Source organism: Atribacter laminatus (genome assembly GCF_015775515.1).
GTDB lineage: Bacteria > Atribacterota > Atribacteria > Atribacterales > Atribacteraceae > Atribacter > Atribacter laminatus.
Genome location: NZ_CP065383.1, coordinates 2,812,135 through 2,831,018, shown reverse-complemented (window position 1 = coordinate 2,831,018; position 18,884 = coordinate 2,812,135). Strand labels below are relative to the sequence as shown.

Here is an 18,884-nt window from a genome sequence, read left to right as displayed (position 1 = left end):
TGCCGATATTGAAGTATGTTGATATTCATTTGTCGGAAGGAAAAATTGAATATTCTCATCGGGTTTTAGTAAAATTGATTGAGGGAATCGTTCGTCAAGTCTCAGGGGTTGATTCTTTGGAAAAACAGTCCGATGAGAGCATTAAGATCGAAACCAAAAAAGAATCCTTAAATATCTCTTTATATCTCATATTTACTTTAGAAAAGAGGATACCAGAAGTAGCTTGGGATATCCAGAAAAGCCTCAAGGATAGTTTTGAGAAAAAAACGGGATTGAGGGTCGATCGAATTGATATTTTTGTCCAAGGGTTTTCGTCCGTTGGACTAAATGAAAATTTTGAAAATTTATTTTCTGAATCGTCTAATTCGGGGTTGAAGGTCAATCATGCGCCGTAAAGTCAGAGAAACTGCTCTGCAAATTTTATTTCAAATGGATCTCAGAAAAAAAACATTTTCTGAAATCTTATCGGTATTTAAAATACCCTCCAATTGGAAGGATGATGATCGGAGCTTTTTTCTTTCACTGGTGCGGGGAGTGGAGCAAAACTTACCTGAAATCGAACGCATCATTTCAGCCTATAGTTTGGATTGGCCTTTATATAGGATGCCAACTATTGACCGAAACCTGTTGAGGATAGCAGTTTTTGAAATGTTCTATCTTTCTGATATATCGGTTGGAGTTTCGATTAACGAAGCAGTAGAACTGGCTAAAAAATTTAGCACCACCGATTCAGGTAAATTCGTCAACGGAATTTTAGGGAAATTGGCTCGAAGTTCTCAGGCCGAATTTAAATCTTTGGGGGTTAATAAAAAAGAATAGTGGATATCATTCAGTATATCAACGAAAACGCCATCCTTTTGGATAATCATTTGGAACAAAGACTAATTTTTCCAGAAGCCCCGACTCGATTAATGGAAGCTCTTCGCTATGGAGTCATTGGAGGGGGGAAAAAGATCAGAGCATCTTTGTGCCTGGCAACCGGCGAAGCCTATGGTATCAAACGCGAAGATCTTCTTTCTTTGGCGGGTGGAATCGAAATGATACACTCTTTTTCCTTGGTCCACGATGATTTGCCAGAAATGGACAATGATGATTATCGTCGTGGGAAATATAGTTTGCATAAAGCATTTGGAGGAGCGATGGGAATCCTTGCCGGCGATGCTTTACTGGTCGAGGGATTTCGTTTTTTTCTTTCCGATAGTCAATTTTGTAAGATGGTTAATAATACCAAACTGATCAGAATTCTTAAGGTATTGTTGGATGCCCTCAGCGTAGAAGGAATGGTTGGTGGTCAAGTGCTTGATATTGATCTGGAAGGAACCGACGCCGATGAAGACCAGATAATGGATATTTATCGGATGAAAACCGCTCGATTTATTCAAGCGCCAATTCTTTGCGGAGCAATTGTTGGGAGTGCCAATAAGAAAGAACTCAATGATTTGGAGCGATTTGGACTGTTAACAGGACAATGTTTTCAAATTAAAGATGATTTGTTAGATGTAACTCAACCAAGTGGGGTATTAGGCAAAACAGCCGGAAAAGATATCGAACAGAAGAAAGCAACTCTGGTGGGGATTTATGGGATGAATGAAACTCAAAAAATTATGGAAAGCTTATTTCGAGAAGCTGAGGCGGTTTTAAATCAGACCAGTCGTTCCTTTTCTTTATTAAGAGAAATAGCCCACTTTATTATAACCCGTCACCATTAAAACCTATTGGAACTATCTATCCACAGCTGAAATGATGGAAGAAAAAAGACAAAAAATCCGAATTGATGAATTATTAGTCAAGAGAGGTTTGGTTGAAAGCCGAGAAAAAGCCCAGCGGATGATTTTAGCGGGTGATGTTAAAGTTGAAAAAGTGTCAGGAATTTTAAAGCCATCATCTCGAGTTTGGGATGATATTGAAATTATTCTTGAAAGTTTGCCTCAATTTGTTAGTCGAGGCGGCGAAAAGTTAGCCAAAGCCCTCTCTTGTTTTCAAATCAATCCGGTTGGTAAAACTTTTTTAGATATTGGTTCTTCAACCGGAGGATTCACAGATTGTTTACTGCAGAAACAAGCCAAAAAAGTATTTGCCCTCGATGTTGGATATGGGTTACTTCATGAAAAGCTTCGCAAAAATCCCCGGGTGGTTCCTTTAGAGAGAATAAATATTCGTTATTTTATCCCCCAAGACCTTCCTGAATCTATCCAGGGTATTACTATTGATGTGTCTTTTATCTCGCTTCGACTTATTTTTCCGGTTATCAGTTCACTCCTTCCGGAACATGGAATCTGTATTGCTTTGATAAAACCCCAGTTTGAAGCGGGAAAAGACAAGGTGGAACGAGGCGGTTTGGTAAGAAAAAAAGAAATCCACATCCAGGTTCTTGAGGATGTTTTTGAATCGGCTCGAGACAATCATCTCCACCTCCAAGGTGTTACTTTCTCCCCGATTCAAGGGAGAGAAGGGAATATTGAATATTTAGCCTGTTGGAAGAAATGCTCTAATTTTTTTGATAAAACTGAATTTGGGGATATAATAAGGAAAGAAGTAAACGAGGCGCATTTTTATTTTCTTTCACCAAATGAGTCAACCCAAAAAAGGAATAAAAAGTGAGATGGAATGAACAAAAATCCAATTCAGAGAGTTCATATATTTTCCAGAAAAGTGAATGATATGATTTCCCAAAAAGCGCAAGAATTGCATGATTTTTTTAATCAGCATCTGGTATCGTGTTCCATAATCAATACCAATCATATTCCTGATGAAAAACCCGATATGGTTTTTGTGTTAGGTGGTGATGGTACTTTTTTATCAGCAAGTCACAGGTATGCAGCAAAAGGAATTCCGATATTGGGTATTGATATGGGTGGATTGGGTTTTTTAACCGAAGTGAGTGTCGAGGTCCTATTCGATGCTGCAAAAGCAGTCTTAGAAGGAGATTACACCGTTGAAGACCGGATGATGGTGGATTGTTCCATTCATCATACCCAAAGGGGGACGGAACAGGATATTGCTTTAAATGACGTGGTAATCTACCGTGGACCCTTTGCGCAGATGATTCACCTCAGCACCTTCATTGATGACGAATATCTGGCAACTTTTCCGGCCGATGGGTTAATCATCGGTACACCTACCGGTTCAACGGCTTATTCCTTGTCAGCAGGTGGTCCGGTTATTCATCCAACTTTGGATCTTTTCATCATTACCCCAATATGTGCCCATACCCTTTATGCTCGATCAATTATCGTTCAACCGACCTCCTCGATTCGACTGATATTGGAATCAACCAAGGAAGGCACCATGGTTACTTTGGACGGACAGAGAGGTTTTGGCTTGGATAAAGGAGATTATATTGAGGTTCGAAAATCGAAACTGACCAATCATATGGTAAAACTTGTTCCCGAAAAACCCTTTTATTCTTTGCTGAGAGATAAATTATCCTGGGGGATGGATATTAGAAAACGGATTGATTAGAAATGCTCCGAGAACTGGTCATTAAAGACTTTGTCATTGTTGACTCTCAACACCTTGAATTGAATGATGGCCTGGTAGCGATTACCGGTGAAACAGGAACCGGTAAATCATTAATAATTGACGCTATAAGTCTCCTTAAAGGAGGACGGGCGGTTGAAGATATGATTCGTCGAGATCGAAAGTCAGCTCTTATTGAGGGACTTTTTGACCTTTCTTCTAGTCCTGATTTAATTCAATGGCTAGAGGATAATGAATTAACCGGTGAAATTCCCGGGGAAGTGGTATTGTCTCGGGAGATTCACCGAAATGGGAAAAATCGAGCTCGCATTAATGGGAGATCAGTGCCAGTTGGATGGCTAAAAGAAACAGCTGCAATGTTAATTGATATTTACGGTCAAAGAGAACATGAACGGTTTTTGGCAAGCGAAAACCAGCTGAATATCTTGGATGATTTTTTGGATGAAACCGGGAAAAAAGAAAGAGAGCATTACCGGCAAAAATATACTGAGTGGTTGCGAATCAAACATGAATTAGAACAGTTAATGGCCGGTGACCTTTCCCATTGGACTGAGCTCAAGTTTGCTTTTCAAGAATTTGAGGAGATGGGTTTATCTCCTGAAAAGATAAATGAAATTGAAGGAGAGTTTCGTTTATTGGCTAATATGCAATCTTACTGTTCAGCGTTAGATACTTTCTTTGTTTTAATGGAAGGGAATGAAAGTGGGGAAGGAATATCAACTCTCCTTTCCCGTTTAACCTTTGAGGTGGAAAAAATCCCCGCCGAAGGGAAGTTTTTGGCTTTAAATGGGATTGTAGGGAACCTTCGGAATATCGAAACTGAACTACAAGAAATAGCTTCAGAAGTCGCTGCATTAAGAAGCCAACTAGACTATTCGACGGATAAAATTGAAAAATTGGAAAAATCAGTGGCTGAAATAGAACGCTTGAAAAGAAAATACCACTGCCGGACAACCAGTGAACTCATTGGTTACCGGAAAAGCATTGAAGAGAAACTGTTGGAAGTAGAACGTCAAACTGAGAAAAAAAAGCAACTGGAAGAACAACTGAAAAATTGCCAGCAGGAATTGCTTGACAGTGGTGAAATGCTTTCTCAGCATCGACAAAAAGCGGCAGAAATTATGAAAAACCGATTAGAAGAAGAATTAAAGCAACTAGCCTTTACTAAAGTCAAATTTGAAGTCAGCTTTAATCCTATTCCAGTTGAGCAGAAAAAATTTTTTGCTACGGGTTTGGATAACGTCGGTTTTATGATTTCATTAAATCCCGGACAGCCTATTGGACCGGTTATGGAAGTCATTTCGGGTGGGGAGTTGTCACGTTTAGTATTGGGAATAAAATCCATTGCTTTAGAAATGAAGAATCTGCCGGTTATGATTTTTGATGAAATTGACCAGGGAGTAGGAGGGAAAACCGCTTTTTGGATCGGTGAGAAGTTAAAAGTGATTGCTTCCGGTCGCCAGATTATTTGTGTCACCCATCTTCCCCAGATTGCCTGTTTTGCCGATCAACACTTGAGAGTCGATAAGTACACTGATGGTCAGGACACCTGGGCGGAGATAAGCGATTTACAAGATCGGGAAATGCAATTACAAGAATTAGCCCGAATGATGGGAGGAGAAAATTCGACAGTTCCAGCTCTCCAGTTTGCTGAAACTTTAATGGAGAGAGCCGGAAAGTAAGACTCGGTGATTGAAACTGAGAAAATCTGTTGATATTGACAGGAGAGTAGATGGTATTGAATAAAGTATTGATTAATCAGGAATTTTGTAAGGGTTGTGGATATTGTATCCAAATCTGCCCGAAAAAAGTGCTGGTTTTATCGGAAAGTTTTAATTCGCACGGATACTACCCGGCAATGATCAACGATGAGGAACATTGTATCGGATGTGGTTTTTGTGCACAAGTGTGCCCAGAAGTGGCAATTTCAGTCTATCGGGAGAATGAAAAATGAAAAAAATTTTAATGAAGGGAAACGATGCGGTTGCCGAAGCTGCTATCCAAGCGGGATGTGATCTGTATTTTGGCTATCCAATTACTCCACAGACCGAGATCAGTGAATACCTGTCGCAGAGAATGCCTGAAGAAGGGAAGGTTTTTTTCCAAGCTGAAAGTGAAATTGCCTCAATATATATGGTTTATGGAGCAGCGGCAGCCGGAAAAAGGGTGATGACCTCCTCTTCCGGGCCTGGTATTAGTCTCAAACAGGAAGGAATCTCTTATTTGGCTTCGGCTGAATTGCCGGCAGTGATCGTTAATATGAGCCGAGGAGGACCGGGTTTGGGAAACATCCAGCCCTCTCAGAGTGATTATTTTCAGGCAGTAAAGGGAGGGGGACACGGGGATTACAAGGTTATTGTTTTAGGGCCATCAACCGTTCAGGAGTTAGTCGATCTGACCTACTTGGCATTTTATCTGGCTGATAAATATCGAAATCCGGTCATTATTTTGGGAGACGGAATGTTAGGTCAGATGATGGAGCCGGTGGTTTTTAATAAACCAGACTTTCCGCCATTGCCAGCTAAAGACTGGGCAATCACTGGTAAAGATGGTAGAGAGCGTCAGTATATCCTTTGTTTTGACCTGGATCCGAGAGGCTTGGAACAGTTCAACAATAAAATATTTGAAAAATATCAAAAAATTGAGCAAGAAGAAATTCGCTATGAGGTATTTGGAGAAGATAAACCTGAGATGTTGTTAGTTGGATATGGAACCGTCGCTCGGATTCTCAAGAGCGTGGTCAGAGAGGCTAAAAATTTGGGGATTCCATTAGCACTGCTCCGACCGATTACTCTCTACCCCTTTCCCTCGGCGGTCATTCATAAATTGGCCCAACGGGCTGGACGGGTTTTGGATGTGGAAATGAACATGGGACAAATGGTAGAAGATGTCAAATTAGCGGTGAACGGTGCAGTTCCGGTTCATTTCTATGGGCGGAGCGGTGGTATGATTCCATCGGTTGAAGATACCCTGAAAAGAATTCGTGATATTTTAGGGAAGTAAGGAGAATGGCTATGCAGACTGTATTTGAGAGACCAAAGACCTTAATTAATCAACCTTTCCGTTATTGTCCGGGCTGTAATCATGGTTTGGCTCAGCGATTAATTGCCGAAGTTATCGATGAACTGGACATTGCTGATAAAACCATCGGTGTTGGACCGGTAGGCTGTTCGGTATATATCTATGAATGTTTGGATATTGATTTTGTTATGGGTGCTCATGGTCGGGCTCCGGCTACCGCTACTGGTATAAAACGAGCACTTCCCGACCGGATGGTTTTTTCTTATCAAGGTGATGGTGATATTGCCGCTATCGGCACCGCAGAAATTGTGCATTGTGCAGTAAGAGGTGAATGTATTTCGGCTTTTTTTATTAACAACGCTACTTTTGGGATGACGGGAGGACAGATGGCGCCCACCACTATTCTTGACCAACGGACGACAACCTCTCCTCGGGGAAGAAAGCAAGCCGAAGCAGGATTTCCTTTTAAACTGGGAGAAATGTTGGCAGTTGCCGAAGGGTCGGCTTATATCGCTCGAGTTGCCCTAACCAAGCCTCAGCTGATAAAAAAAGCGAAACAATCAATCAAGCGAGCTTTTTTAACCCAACAAGCTGGTTTAGGCTTTTCTTTAGTAGAAATTTTATCACCCTGTCCTACCAATTGGGCTCTGCCGCCACTCGAAGCCGTCCAATGGTTGGAAAAGAATATTATTTCAGTATTTCCCCTTGGTGAAATAAAAGTCAAGGAGGGAGTTCCCGATGCACGTTGAAACCGTGGTAGCAGGATTCGGTGGCCAAGGAATTTTATTTTTAGGAAGAGTATTAGCGACAGCTGGCATGATTGATGGATATCATGTCAGCTGGTTTCCCTCCTACGGTCCTGAAATGAGGGGTGGAACGGCGAATTGTGTTGTTATCATTTCTGATCAGGAAATAGGATCAACTATCTCTGATCATCCCAATGTTTGTATTGTCATGAATGAACCATCCCTGCGACGTTATGCTCCTACCGTAAGACCGGGAGGGTTATTGGTTGTTAATTCTTCTTTAATCACCCAAACGCATCATGATTCCAAAATTCAAATATTGGAAGTTCCTGGAAATGATATTGCCGGCAATGATGTAGGCGATCCTCGAACTTTAAATATGGTTATCCTTGGAGCCTTGATTGGATATCATTCAACAGTTAAAGAGGAGTCAATCCGGAATGCTTTGGAAGAAATATTACAAGGGAAGAAAAGTAAGTTAATTGATATCAATATGAAAGCTTTCTACGCAGGAAAGAATTCGATATCCAAGAAAATTCCTGAATAGAACCAGGAGTGCTTGATGGTACCAGATGAGAATGAAAACAAAGATTAGACATTGCATGGCATGTCGCTCCATGAATTGGGCGCAATAAATTGTGCTCCTCCATTTTATAATTCTTTTTAGGGGCTTGATTTATCATGCCCATGGATTTTCAGGATAGCTATAATAGTGATGAGTAAGATACTTTTAAGTGGTTTTAAAAATTCTTAAAAAAGAAAATTCCCTGGAAGGGGGGATTGCCAATGTTAGTAAGAGACCGTATGAGCAAAGACGTGGTGATTATTTCCAGCACTACAACTATTTTGGAAGCAGAGAGATTAATGAAAGAAAATGAAGTTCGAAGACTTCCGGTCGTTGATCGGGATAAATTAATTGGGATTGTTACTTATAACGACTTATTAGAAGCAGAACCATCTAAGGCAACCACCTTGAGTCGTTTTGAGTTGACTTATCTCCTCAGTAAAATGAATGTATCTGAAATCATGGAAAAAAAGGTAATCACCATAAAACCCGATATCCCAATTGAAGAAGCTGCTTTAATCATGAAAAAAAATCAAGTCGGTGGACTTCCGGTGGTTGAGGAAACCCGGGTGGTTGGAATGATAACCGAATCAGATATTTTTGATGTATTAGTTGAAACTCTGGGGGTTGAGTTAGGTGGAACCCGAATCACCCTTGAGCTTCCTGAAAAACCGGGTGAATTGCATCGAGTTACCGGAATCGTTTCTCAATTCATGGTAAATATTTTGAGTTTGGCAACCTTTTATATAAAAGAAAAACCAAATTTACGTTATGTTGTGATACGGATTGCGACTCGCGATTATGAGCCAATTATTGAGGCTTTTAAAGCTGATGGTATTACTGTGAAACATGTCTGGGTTACCCAAGTTGATGAAGGAGCGTAAATGTGTTTTTTCCGTATGATGAAATAAAGTCGTCAAAACTGGTTATCCCTGAAATAAAGAGCAGTGATGTTCTCTGTGAAACTCGTTTATTTCAATTGAAAAAAAATATATATGTTGATAATTTAGAACGAATTTTCGTCAATCATCCGGGAGCGGTGACAATTATCGCCACCACGCCAGAGAATCAATTAATTTTAATACGACAATTTCGAGCACCGGCTGGACAATGGCTATGGGAAATTCCTGCCGGAACCTTGGAACTCGATGAGGATCCACTGGATTGTGCGATTCGAGAGTTGGAGGAAGAAACTGGTTTTGCCAGTGAATGTTGGAAGTACCTTTTCCCGGTATTTCTGGCACCGGGATATAGTACCGAACGGATCCATTTTTTTCTTGCTTCCCAAGTACAACCGGTTGAAAAAGCTCGAAAGGGAGATGATGATGAGGAAATTTATTATTTAAAAGTAAATCGAGAAAAAGCTCAGGATATGATGACTAAAGGAGAAATACAAGATGCCAAGACCATAATTGCCTTACAATATTGGCTGGGAGGATTGACTTGAGAATATTCATTGCACTTCTTGATGGCTTAGGAATGGGTGAACTTCCTGATGCCGCTGAATATGGAGACGAAGGAAGCCATACGTTAGCCAATCTTTCTCGGGAGGTTGGTGGTTTGTCTTGCCCGACTCTGGAAAGATTAGGCTTGGGAAAAATCGAACCAATACCGGGAGTTGTTGCGGTAAAAAAAGCCGAGGGATGGTATGGGAAGATGGTGGAAAAATCAGCAGGGAAGGATACGACTACTGGTCATTGGGAGATGATGGGGGTCATTACCGAGCATCCTTTCCCGGTTTATCCGCAAGGTTTTCCCGAAGAGATTATCGATGAGATCGAAAGGGTTACAGGTTTCCGGATTTTGGGAAACAAACCGGCATCAGGAACTGCCATTATTGAAGAATATGGTGCCGAACATATCCGTACCGGTTTTCCTATTTTATATACTTCAGCCGATAGCGTGCTGCAAATCGCTGCACATGAAGAGATCGTCTCGGTTAAAGACCTGTATCGTCTTTGTGAAATGGTTCGAAAAATTATGAATGGCGATCACGCTGTTGCCCGTATTATTGCGCGTCCCTTTATTGGCCAGCCAGGAAGCTTTCAACGGACCTCAAGGCGGAAAGATTTTTCGCTGCCACCTCCTTATCCAACGGTATTAGATGTTCTTTTGGAGAGAGGAATTCAAGTAGCTGGAGTTGGAAAAATTGGTGATGTTTTTGCCGGGCGAGGAATCAGTAAAAATTTTAAGACCACCAATAACTCTGATACCTTTCGGGTATTTTTTGAATTACTCGAAGATGAGCGTTTTGGTTTGATTTGGGCAAACTTCAATGATTTCGATACCCTCTATGGTCATCGTAATGACGCTATTGGTTTTCAAAAGGCTCTTGAGTCCTGGGATGCTCAATTAAAAGAATTTCTCCCTCGATTACGTTTTGATGACATTTTAATCATTACCAGTGACCATGGGTGTGATCCTACCACGTCCAGCACTGATCACTCCCGCGAACACGCACTTCTAATCTGTGCCTCTCCCCAATTATTGACGGGGAATTCTTTGGGAATCCGTTCTTCGTTTGCTGATATTGGGGCGACGATTGCCCAGTTGTTCGGAATTCCTTGGTCGGGTCCGGGAACCAGTTTTTCCTTCATACTCGAAGATTAATTGAGAAGGAAGAAGGTTTAGATCCGATGAATTATTATTTTAAGATGATTTACTATTTTCCGCCGGTCTTACATCCTATTCAGGAGTTTAATCAATAATGAATATTGTCATTAGCCATGAAGGTACTGACTTTGACGCCTTAGCCTCGATGTTTGCAGTTTGCAAACTTTATCCGGGAACCCGCATCATTATCGGTGGTAGTGTGAATCGAAATGTTCGGCGCTTTCTCACTCTTTATGGAACTTTTTTTGATTATTCAGTTGAGAAAGAATTGGATTGGAAATCGGTTAAGAAAATATGGATTGTGGATGCTTCTTCTCCTTCGAGGGGCGGAAGAGCCGAAGAGCTGATTCAAGCTGGACGGGTAGCCTATGCAATCTATGATCATCATCCTGAAACACCGGATGGATTAAAAGGCGAACAGGTGATTGTTCAGCCAACCGGTGCCTGTACCACTATTTTGGTAGAGCTGATCAAAGAACAGAATCTTCCACTTAATTCTTTGGAAGCGACTCTGCTAATTCTTGGAATATATGAAGATACCGGATCGTTAACCTTCCCAACCACAACCGCCCGAGACCTTCAAGCCGCAGCTTTTTTAGTCGAACACGGAGCGAAGTTGAGTGCCATACCTGATTATGTCAATATGCAGCTTACCAGTGAGCAACGGGATGTTTTAAAACTGATGGTGAATTCCCTCGCAGTGGTTGAAGTAAATGGGATTCAGGTTCATTTTACATCAGTTCAGGTGAAAGATTATGTCGACGGGGTATCTTTTCTGGTTCATAAATTGATGGATTTGGAAGAAATTAATGTCCTTTTTTCACTCTTTGATATGGAAAATAAAGTGTATGTCATTGCTCGTAGCCGCTTAGAAGAAATCGATGTAAGCATCATCACCACTGGCTTAAATGGTGGGGGGCATAAAAGCGCTGCGTCGGTTTCGATTAAGGGGAGTTCATTGGAAGAAGTCAGAAAAAAAATCATCAACATGATGAAACGCTCATTTTCTTTTACTCGAGCTATTGATATTATGTCAACGCCTGTAAAAACCATTCACCATGAAAGCAGTATTAACGATGCTTATTTAACTTTAATTCGTTCGGGTTTTTCCGGATTACCGGTGGTGGATGACGAGGGGACACTGGTAGGTATAATTGCCCGAAGGGATATGGAAAAAGCCATTCACCATGGCTTACAAAATGCCCCAATAAAGAGCTTTATGTCACCTCAAATTATTGGAGTCTCGCCCCGTGATTCGATTTACACCATACGAAATTTAATGGTAGAAAACGATATAGGGAGAGTGCCGGTTATCAAAGCGGGAAAACCGATCGGGATAATCACCCGAAGCGATCTTTTGCGGGTGTTTCATCAGAAAGAAAATATTGTAGTGAATGAGTTAACCCGATTGAATGTTTCCGAGTCGGTATTTGCCCATTTTAGTGCTGCTGATTTGGAATTGATCAACTTGATCAGTGGTCTCGCCCGCCGAGTTGGAGTGAGAACTTATCTGGTTGGAGGAGTGGTAAGGGATATTATTTTGGGTGTTCCCAATCATGATTTGGATTTGGTAGTAGAAGGTGACGCAATTGAATTTTCCCAAAATCTCAACCGACTGTTGAATGGGAAGGTAGTTTCCTATCCACCTTTTGGCACATCGGTCATTTTTATGAAAGAGAAGAAACGAATCGATTTTGCCAGTGCTCGTAAAGAATTTTATGCTTTTCCAGGAGCGGCACCCGACGTGGAATATTCTGACTTAAAAAAAGATTTGTTTCGAAGAGATTTTACCTTGAATGCGATGGCAATTAGCATTTATCCCGATAATTGGGGAGAGCTCTATGATTTTTTTGGCGGTTATCGTGATTTGAGAAATAAGATTCTTCGAATTCTTCATCCGTTAAGTTTTGTTGATGACCCGGCTCGGTCCATACGAGCGGTCCGGTTTGAAAAAAAATATGATTTTCACATTGAACCATTTACCATGAGTCTTTTAAAACAAACTATTCGAAAAAATTTGTTAGATAGTATTAAACCCGATCGTCTTAAAGAAGAAATCCAACTTATTCTGGAGCTTCCCAATTATTATCGCTATTTAGAACGTCTTTACCAATTGGAAATGATTCCGTCAATTTTACCAGGATGTATCTGGAAAAGGGAATATTCCGATCGGTTTATTGGCGTGGAAAGAAGACTCCCAGAAGTAAAAACCATTATCGGGATAGATAAATTTCTTTATCAATTAACTCCTCTTTTCGACGACTTTGACGTCAAGCAAATTTCTTTATTGCAAAAGCGTTTGGCACTATCTCGTCATTTCTCCCATAAAGTGGTGAGTTATCACTCCTATAAAAGTGAATTTATGTCTGCTGTCGAAGAAAAAGACATTCGCCCTTCAGAAATTTATCTTCGCTGTCGTTTAATGCCGCTTGAATTTTTGTACTTTTTGCTCAGCTTTTATCCGGAGAAAAGTTTGGCCAATCAGCGAATAAACCGTTATCTTAAAGAATGGAGGACGATTAAAACCATTTTAAAAGGCTCTGATTTACAAGAAATGGGAATTAAAGCTGGACCTCACTATGCTACAATGCTGGATGAGTTAAAATTGGCTAAAATTGATGGATATGCCAAGAACCGTTTTGAAGAAGAACAATTGATTAAGCAAAGTTGGGAAAGGGTGAATAAACGTGGGGAGCAAAGATAGGATCTTTAGTGGAATGAGACCGACCGGTAAAATGCATATCGGTCATTATCTTGGAGCGTTAAAAAATTGGCTGCAGCTCCAAAAAGAATATGACTGTATTTTTGGTATTGTCGATTGGCATGCTTTGACCACCTCATTTGAACATACTGAGGATATAGAGAGAAATATCATTGATATGGCTGTTGATTGGTTTAGCGTGGGCATTGATCCCGAGGTATGTATTCCCATGATTCAATCATTGGTACCGGAGCATGCTGAACTTCATCTTCTTCTTTCCATGGTCACTCCTTTGGGGTGGCTGGAACGAAATCCGGTCTTAAAGCAGCAACTCCAAGACATGGGTTTGAAAGAAGCGGTTGGTTATGGGCATCTTGGCTATCCGGTTTTAATGGCTGCCGACATCATAATATATCAAGGAGTTAAGGTGCCGGTTGGAGAAGATCAAGTTCCTCATATTGAGATTGCCCGAGAAATGGTACGACGTTTTCATTTTCTCTATCAACAAGAGGTGTTCAAGGAACCCCAACCGCTTCTTACCGAAACTCCACGAATCTTGGGGATTGATGGGAGAAAGATGAGTAAGAGTTTAAATAACGCTATCGGCTTATCTGATACCAAGGAAGAGTTGCGAACCAAGGTTCTTTCAATGTTTACCGATCCGGAGAAAGTTCGAAAACGTGATCCGGGACATCCGGAAAGATGCAATGTATTTTCATTTCATAATATTGTTGGAAATCCTCGAGTCGAACAGATTGAAGAAGACTGCCGAACCGGAGATTTGGGATGCGTTGATTGCAAAAAAGAGCTATTGGGATATATGGTTGATTATCTGGAAGAGATTACGCCTTTCCGGGAACGATATCAAGGGAAAGACCAGTTAGTCAAAAATATATTAGTAGAAGGGAGTCGGAAAGCTCAGACTCTTGCTCGTGAAACAATGCAAAAGGTTCGAGAAGCAATGCATATTGCTTATCAAATACCCCGATAGATTATGGATACCGACTGGAAAGATCGAATTGAAAAAGCCAATGCTCTTTGGGGGAGGGTAAACCTGCTCCAAGAAGATATTGAGTTGGTTGAAAAACAGTTGAACGAAATTCTCCAGATTGAGGAAGAAGCCATTTCGGAAGAAGAAAATCAACCAATTGAGAAGAAGATCTTTGAATTGTTTTCTCAGGTTCTTGCCGAGCTGAAGCAACAGGAAGAAAACATTTTGAAAGTTCCACCAGAGCGCTGGAAAAAAATTCAAACCCGTGAAGTTCTTGATCTGGAAAAGATGTCACTGGACAGCTTGTTGGGTTTATATCGGAAATTTTTGAATACCGAATCGAATCAACCGGATATTGAAATAGATGATCACTTTGAAAATCTGATTGAAGAGCAGAGAGATTACATCAATGGTTTTTTTGACCAGCGAACCGGTCAATGGTTCAGAATGGATGCTTTGTTTCAGAATAGACGAGAACTTCGAATCGTTATTGCAACCTTTTTGGTTTTACTGGACATGGTATTTCGAGACCTTCTAAAAATGAAAGAAGAAGACGGGTTGGTGTACCTCCTAAAAAATGAGTGATGATATTTTGTTAAAAGGATTAATCGAAGCTTTTCTTTTTTCCTCTCCTCAGCCGGTTCCGATTGAGGAGTTAATGAGAGTGACTCAAGCCGACCGAGAAAGAGTTGAAAAAGAAATTTTGAATTTAGCCGAGGACTACCGGTTACGGCAGAGCGCCATATTTTTACGCCGAGTAGCCGGGCAGTGGCAAATGGCGGTTCGGCCGGAGTATGGAAGCCATTTGAAGGATTATGCTCAGATCACGGTTAAAAAAGGGATATCCCGTGCTGCTTTGGAGGTTCTAGCTATCGTTTCCCTTGAACAGCCGGTTACCAAAACTCAAATCGATATCAAACGAGGAGTAGATTCCGGAGCTGCAATCAGTGTTCTATTAGAAAGGGGTTTAATCATTATTGCTGGTCAGGTTGACCGACCAGGAAAACCTTTTCTTTACCAGCTTACTGAGAAATTTTATGAGGTATTTGGTTTAGAAGACCAGGAAGCCCTGCAGCGTATTCAACAAATAATTACCAGTCAGGAATTGACCCATGAGATTGAATAAATATTTAGCTCAGGCTGGAATTGGTTCTCGACGAGCCTGTGATCGTTTTATACAAGAGGGAAGGGTAACCGTCAACGACGAAATCCGAATCCAACCAGCCTATCAAGTCGAACCAGCTGATGTAGTCGCTTTTGATGGATCCCCAGTGCAGTCGGGAACTCGTCTGATCTATCTCCAGCTATACAAACCTCGAGGAACGTTGACAACAGTCCGAGATCCCCAGGGAAGGGAAACGGTTATGAAATATGTTGCTGATATCAAGGAAAGAATATTTCCGATTGGTCGTTTGGATTGTGATAGCGAGGGATTGCTTCTTTTTACCAATGATGGGCGAATCACTAATATTTTAACCCACCCCCGCTATGAAGTATTGAAAACCTATCGAGTTTACGCTTCAGGCTCCTTAAACTGCCAGGAGATGAGAGTGCTTACCGATGGACTATTGAAGAACGGGAGATGGTATCAAGCTCATTCGGTGAAGCTCATTGAACATCAGAAAGGATTTACCATTGCTGAAGTGGTTTTAAATGAAGGGAAAAAGCATGAAGTTCGTATCCTTTTTGAAGGTATTGGCCATCCGGTATTACGCTTAATACGAACCAAAATGGGGCCGATAACCCTGGATGAGAATTTGTTGCCCGGTGAGTGGCGGTATCTTTTGAAAGATGAAATTGAACTTCTTTTTGAAAGAGGTGGTGTTGGGAATGATGTCGGCCGGTAGAGGATACGTTCAAGTCTATTATGGGGATGGAAAGGGAAAAACCACTGCTGCCATTGGTTTAGCGGTAAGAGCTACCGGTCAGGGATTAAAAGTTCTTTTTCTCCAATTTTTTAAAAAGAATATAACCGGTGAGCTCATTTCGCTTCAATACCTACCAGGAATAACAGTGTATCAATTTGGATCGGGTAAATTTATTTTTAATAGGCATTGGCAAGAAGAGGATCATCGAGAATTCTTGATGGGCTGGGAAATGGCCAAAAAAACTTTAAAAGGCGAGAACTACGATTTATTGATAATGGATGAGTTTCTTTATGCTTTTACCTACCAGATGCTCAGTTGGGATGATTTTTTTCCAGAATTGGACACTCGAAATCCCAAGCTGGAGGTGGTATTAACTGGGAGGAAGGCTATACCCCAACTCATCGAATATGCTGACTTGATTACTAATATGACTCTTATAAAGCATCCCTATCAACAAGGGATACCAGCTCGAAAGGGGATTGAATATTAATGGATTATCAGACGAATCCGATGCGAGGGATCAGGGGCGCTATCACTGTTGAAAGGGATAATGCTAATGAGATCGCTGCAGCTACCTTACTTTTGTTTGAAACCATGATGGAAAAAAACCAGCTTGTGCCCGATGACGTTACTGCAGTTTTCATAACCGTCACTCACGATCTAAAATCGGCTTTTCCCGCTCGATCCATTCGAAAAATTGAAAAATACCGTTTTCTTCCCTTAATGTGTGCTCAAGAGATTCCCGTAGAGGGTGCTCTAAAACGTTGTATTCGTTTGATGATGATCGCATTCTGCCCGAGTGCCAGCCAAGATGCCATTCGTCATGTTTATTTGGGGGAGACTCAAAAACTACGGATGGATTTAAAAGGAGAAAATAATGGGTAAGGTTCGTATGCTTCCAGCTTCAAAAAAATTGAAAGGAAAAATCTTTTGTCCTCCAGATAAATCGTTGAGTCACCGAGCAGCGATGATTGGGGCCTTATCCGTTGGGGAGACCGTCGTTCAAAATTTTTCTTTTTGTCACGATACCTGGTCAACCTTACATTGCTTGGAGCTTTTAGGAGTGAAAGTACAAGCCCTTCCCAATCAGGGATTAGTGAAGATAAGCAGTTCTGGAAAAGAAGATTTGTCTGAGCCAACCGATATCCTTGATGTGGATAATTCAGGAACAACCTTGCGGTTGATTGCCGGTATTACCGCTGGAGTTCAAGGATTATCAATATTAACTGGTGATCAGAGTATACGCAGGCGTCCCATGAAACGCATTATTGACCCCTTAAGAAAAATTGGTGTGATTATCGGAGGTCGGGATCGAGACCAATATGCGCCTCTCTATGTCATTGGCAAAAAACCATTACACGCTTTTCATCATACTCTCGAAATTCCCAGTGCCCAAGTCAAGTCTTGTTTACTTTTTACCGCCTTATGGGGAGACGGTCCTTCCTTCATAAAAGAGCCGATTGTTTCGCGAAATCATACTGAAAATATGCTTAAGGCGGTTGGAAGCGATATCCGAAAGCAGAAAGAAGTGATTGAAGTTTACCCAGGAAAAGAATTGAAAGCTCGGTCTTTTAATCTCCCTGGAGATGTATCCTCAGCAGCCTTTTTAATAGCTGCCGCCCTCTTGGTATCAGGATCTTATATTATCATTCAAAACCTGGGTTTGAACCCGACCCGAACAGGAATGTTGGATTGTTTGCAAAGAATGGGAGCCAAAATCAAAACCTTTGATGCAAGGGAAGAGTGGGGAGAGCGACAAGGCCATATTGCCGTAGAACACTCAATATTAAATCATTTTGAGATTGATCGGGAAGAGATTCCATCGCTCATCGACGAGATACCCATATTATCGGTCCTTGCGACCCAGGCTCATGGACGGTCAATAATCAGAGGAGCCGGTGAATTGCGGGTAAAGGAGAGCGACCGTTTGCATGCCATCAGTGAAAATTTAATCAGTTTAGGAGCACTGGTTGATGAAACCAAAGACGGTTTGGTTATTTCCGGTCCAGTCCGATTGAAAGGTGGCAAGGTAAAAAGTTATGGTGATCACCGGATAGCTATGAGCATGGTGATAGCTGGATTGATTGCTGACGCTCCAGTAGAAGTTGAAGATATCGAATGTATATCAATCAGTTACCCGAATTTCTTTCAAGACCTTCAAAAAATTGGATACGGGAACTTTCAGATTTTTCCCGACAATTCGCTTATGAGCCCTCATGAACAGGAGGAAGTATGAAAAGCCTGATTACTATAGATGGCCCTGCCGGAGCAGGAAAAAGCACCGTAGCTCATTTGTTGGCTAAAAAGTTGTCCTATTTATATATAGATACTGGCGCTATGTATCGAGCGATTACCTATTATTTGATAAAGCAGGGTATAGACTACGGAGATTCAGAAGCTCTTAAGCAAGCTTTAGAGAAAATCGACCTTCATTTTCAAGTTATTGATGGAGCTTCGGTCATTTTTCTCAATGGAAAGCGGTGCGATGAAGAAATTCGACAAACCATGGTCAACCAGCATGTTTCACCGGTGGCAAAAATTGTTGCCGTGCGCCTTTTTTTAAAGAAAAAACAGAGGGATTTAGCTCAATCAACTTCTTCGGTAACTGAGGGACGAGATATCGGAACGGTAGTTCTTCCTGATGCTGATTTAAAAATATTTTTGACTGCACGACCAGAAATTCGAGCACAAAGACGGTGGAAAGAATTAAAAGAAAAGGGGATTGATATTTCTTATTCGGACGTTCTCGGAAATGTTATAGAACGGGATACCATCGATTCTACTCGAAGCGAAGCTCCTTTGCGGCCAGCTGATGATGCCCTGATGGTTGATACTTCTGATATGAGCATTGAAGAAGTGGTGAACTTTCTCTACCAAAAAGCGGTAGATGATGAATGAT

General features: G+C 41.2%; 22 protein-coding genes. All 22 read left to right on the top strand.

What is annotated here, in order from left to right; translation table 11 throughout:
* Nucleotides 1-8 precede the first annotated feature (8 nt).
* The 22 genes from RT761_RS12705 to cmk all read left to right on the top strand — a co-directional run bounded on the left by RT761_RS12705 (nucleotide 9) and on the right by cmk (nucleotide 18,883).
* Nucleotides 9-395, top strand: coding sequence for an Asp23/Gls24 family envelope stress response protein (locus RT761_RS12705; RefSeq protein WP_218111794.1), 387 nt, complete (start codon nucleotides 9-11; stop codon nucleotides 393-395).
* Nucleotides 385-819 carry a transcription antitermination factor NusB gene (gene nusB, locus RT761_RS12700; RefSeq protein WP_218111793.1) on the top strand — a complete coding sequence of 145 codons (435 nt, stop codon included), beginning with the start codon at nucleotides 385-387 and terminating at the stop codon, nucleotides 817-819. Before RT761_RS12705 ends, nusB begins: the two co-directional genes overlap by 11 nt.
* Nucleotides 819-1,709 carry a polyprenyl synthetase family protein gene (locus tag RT761_RS12695; RefSeq protein ID WP_218111792.1) on the top strand — a complete coding sequence of 297 codons (891 nt, stop codon included), beginning with the start codon at nucleotides 819-821 and terminating at the stop codon, nucleotides 1,707-1,709. Before nusB ends, RT761_RS12695 begins: the two co-directional genes overlap by 1 nt.
* A gap of 31 nt (nucleotides 1,710-1,740) precedes the next feature.
* A complete protein-coding gene (locus RT761_RS12690) occupies nucleotides 1,741-2,601 on the top strand; it encodes a TlyA family RNA methyltransferase (RefSeq protein WP_218111791.1) in 861 nt (286 codons plus the stop codon).
* Nucleotides 2,602-2,607: 6 nt separating this feature from the next.
* Nucleotides 2,608-3,462 (top strand): NAD(+)/NADH kinase, encoded by an 855-nt coding sequence (locus RT761_RS12685; protein WP_218111790.1) that lies wholly within the window; start codon nucleotides 2,608-2,610, stop codon nucleotides 3,460-3,462.
* A gap of 2 nt (nucleotides 3,463-3,464) precedes the next feature.
* Nucleotides 3,465-5,162 carry a DNA repair protein RecN gene (recN, locus tag RT761_RS12680; RefSeq protein WP_218111789.1) on the top strand — a complete coding sequence of 566 codons (1,698 nt, stop codon included), beginning with the start codon at nucleotides 3,465-3,467 and terminating at the stop codon, nucleotides 5,160-5,162.
* Nucleotides 5,163-5,212: 50 nt separating this feature from the next.
* Entirely contained in the window at nucleotides 5,213-5,434 is a 222-nt protein-coding gene (locus RT761_RS12675) for a 4Fe-4S dicluster domain-containing protein (RefSeq protein WP_343073752.1), read from the top strand.
* Nucleotides 5,431-6,483, top strand: coding sequence for a 3-methyl-2-oxobutanoate dehydrogenase subunit VorB (locus RT761_RS12670; protein ID WP_218111787.1), 1,053 nt, complete (start codon nucleotides 5,431-5,433; stop codon nucleotides 6,481-6,483). Before RT761_RS12675 ends, RT761_RS12670 begins: the two co-directional genes overlap by 4 nt.
* 11 nt (nucleotides 6,484-6,494) lie before the next feature.
* Nucleotides 6,495-7,250 (top strand): thiamine pyrophosphate-dependent enzyme, encoded by a 756-nt coding sequence (locus RT761_RS12665; RefSeq protein WP_218111786.1) that lies wholly within the window; start codon nucleotides 6,495-6,497, stop codon nucleotides 7,248-7,250.
* Nucleotides 7,240-7,794, top strand: a complete 555-nt coding sequence (locus RT761_RS12660) for a 2-oxoacid:ferredoxin oxidoreductase subunit gamma family protein (RefSeq protein ID WP_218111785.1) — start codon at nucleotides 7,240-7,242, stop codon at nucleotides 7,792-7,794. The genes RT761_RS12665 and RT761_RS12660 overlap by 11 nt, the downstream gene beginning before the upstream one ends.
* Nucleotides 7,795-8,033: 239 nt before the next feature.
* The gene (locus RT761_RS12655) at nucleotides 8,034-8,696 is read left to right on the top strand and encodes a CBS and ACT domain-containing protein (RefSeq protein ID WP_218111784.1); all 663 of its coding nucleotides are present in this window, start codon (nucleotides 8,034-8,036) and stop codon (nucleotides 8,694-8,696) included.
* Between the two features lie 2 nt (nucleotides 8,697-8,698).
* Nucleotides 8,699-9,259 (top strand): NUDIX hydrolase, encoded by a 561-nt coding sequence (locus RT761_RS12650; RefSeq protein WP_218111783.1) that lies wholly within the window; start codon nucleotides 8,699-8,701, stop codon nucleotides 9,257-9,259.
* Nucleotides 9,260-9,261: 2 nt separating this feature from the next.
* A complete protein-coding gene (locus RT761_RS12645; RefSeq protein WP_343073792.1) occupies nucleotides 9,262-10,422 on the top strand; it encodes a phosphopentomutase in 1,161 nt (386 codons plus the stop codon).
* 97 nt (nucleotides 10,423-10,519) lie between these two features.
* Entirely contained in the window at nucleotides 10,520-13,129 is a 2,610-nt protein-coding gene (locus RT761_RS12640) for a CBS domain-containing protein (RefSeq protein WP_218111781.1), read from the top strand.
* Nucleotides 13,113-14,117 carry a tryptophan--tRNA ligase gene (gene trpS, locus RT761_RS12635; RefSeq protein WP_281387987.1) on the top strand — a complete coding sequence of 335 codons (1,005 nt, stop codon included), beginning with the start codon at nucleotides 13,113-13,115 and terminating at the stop codon, nucleotides 14,115-14,117. The genes RT761_RS12640 and trpS overlap by 17 nt, the downstream gene beginning before the upstream one ends.
* A 3-nt stretch (nucleotides 14,118-14,120) precedes the next feature.
* Complete coding sequence (locus RT761_RS12630) at nucleotides 14,121-14,702, top strand: hypothetical protein (protein WP_218111779.1); 582 nt, start codon at nucleotides 14,121-14,123, stop codon at nucleotides 14,700-14,702.
* Nucleotides 14,695-15,243, top strand: coding sequence for an SMC-Scp complex subunit ScpB (scpB, locus tag RT761_RS12625; RefSeq protein ID WP_218111778.1), 549 nt, complete (start codon nucleotides 14,695-14,697; stop codon nucleotides 15,241-15,243). Before RT761_RS12630 ends, scpB begins: the two co-directional genes overlap by 8 nt.
* A complete protein-coding gene (locus tag RT761_RS12620) occupies nucleotides 15,230-15,964 on the top strand; it encodes a pseudouridine synthase (RefSeq protein WP_218111777.1) in 735 nt (244 codons plus the stop codon). Before scpB ends, RT761_RS12620 begins: the two co-directional genes overlap by 14 nt.
* The gene (locus RT761_RS12615; protein WP_218111776.1) at nucleotides 15,948-16,475 is read left to right on the top strand and encodes a cob(I)yrinic acid a,c-diamide adenosyltransferase; all 528 of its coding nucleotides are present in this window, start codon (nucleotides 15,948-15,950) and stop codon (nucleotides 16,473-16,475) included. The genes RT761_RS12620 and RT761_RS12615 overlap by 17 nt, the downstream gene beginning before the upstream one ends.
* Nucleotides 16,475-16,870, top strand: a complete 396-nt coding sequence (gene aroH, locus RT761_RS12610) for a chorismate mutase (protein WP_218111775.1) — start codon at nucleotides 16,475-16,477, stop codon at nucleotides 16,868-16,870. Before RT761_RS12615 ends, aroH begins: the two co-directional genes overlap by 1 nt.
* On the top strand, nucleotides 16,863-18,221 hold the full coding sequence (gene aroA, locus RT761_RS12605) for a 3-phosphoshikimate 1-carboxyvinyltransferase (protein WP_218111774.1): 1,359 nt from the start codon (nucleotides 16,863-16,865) through the stop codon (nucleotides 18,219-18,221). The genes aroH and aroA overlap by 8 nt, the downstream gene beginning before the upstream one ends.
* Entirely contained in the window at nucleotides 18,218-18,883 is a 666-nt protein-coding gene (gene cmk / locus RT761_RS12600) for a (d)CMP kinase (protein ID WP_218111773.1), read from the top strand. Before aroA ends, cmk begins: the two co-directional genes overlap by 4 nt.
* Nucleotide 18,884: the final 1 nt, after the last annotated feature.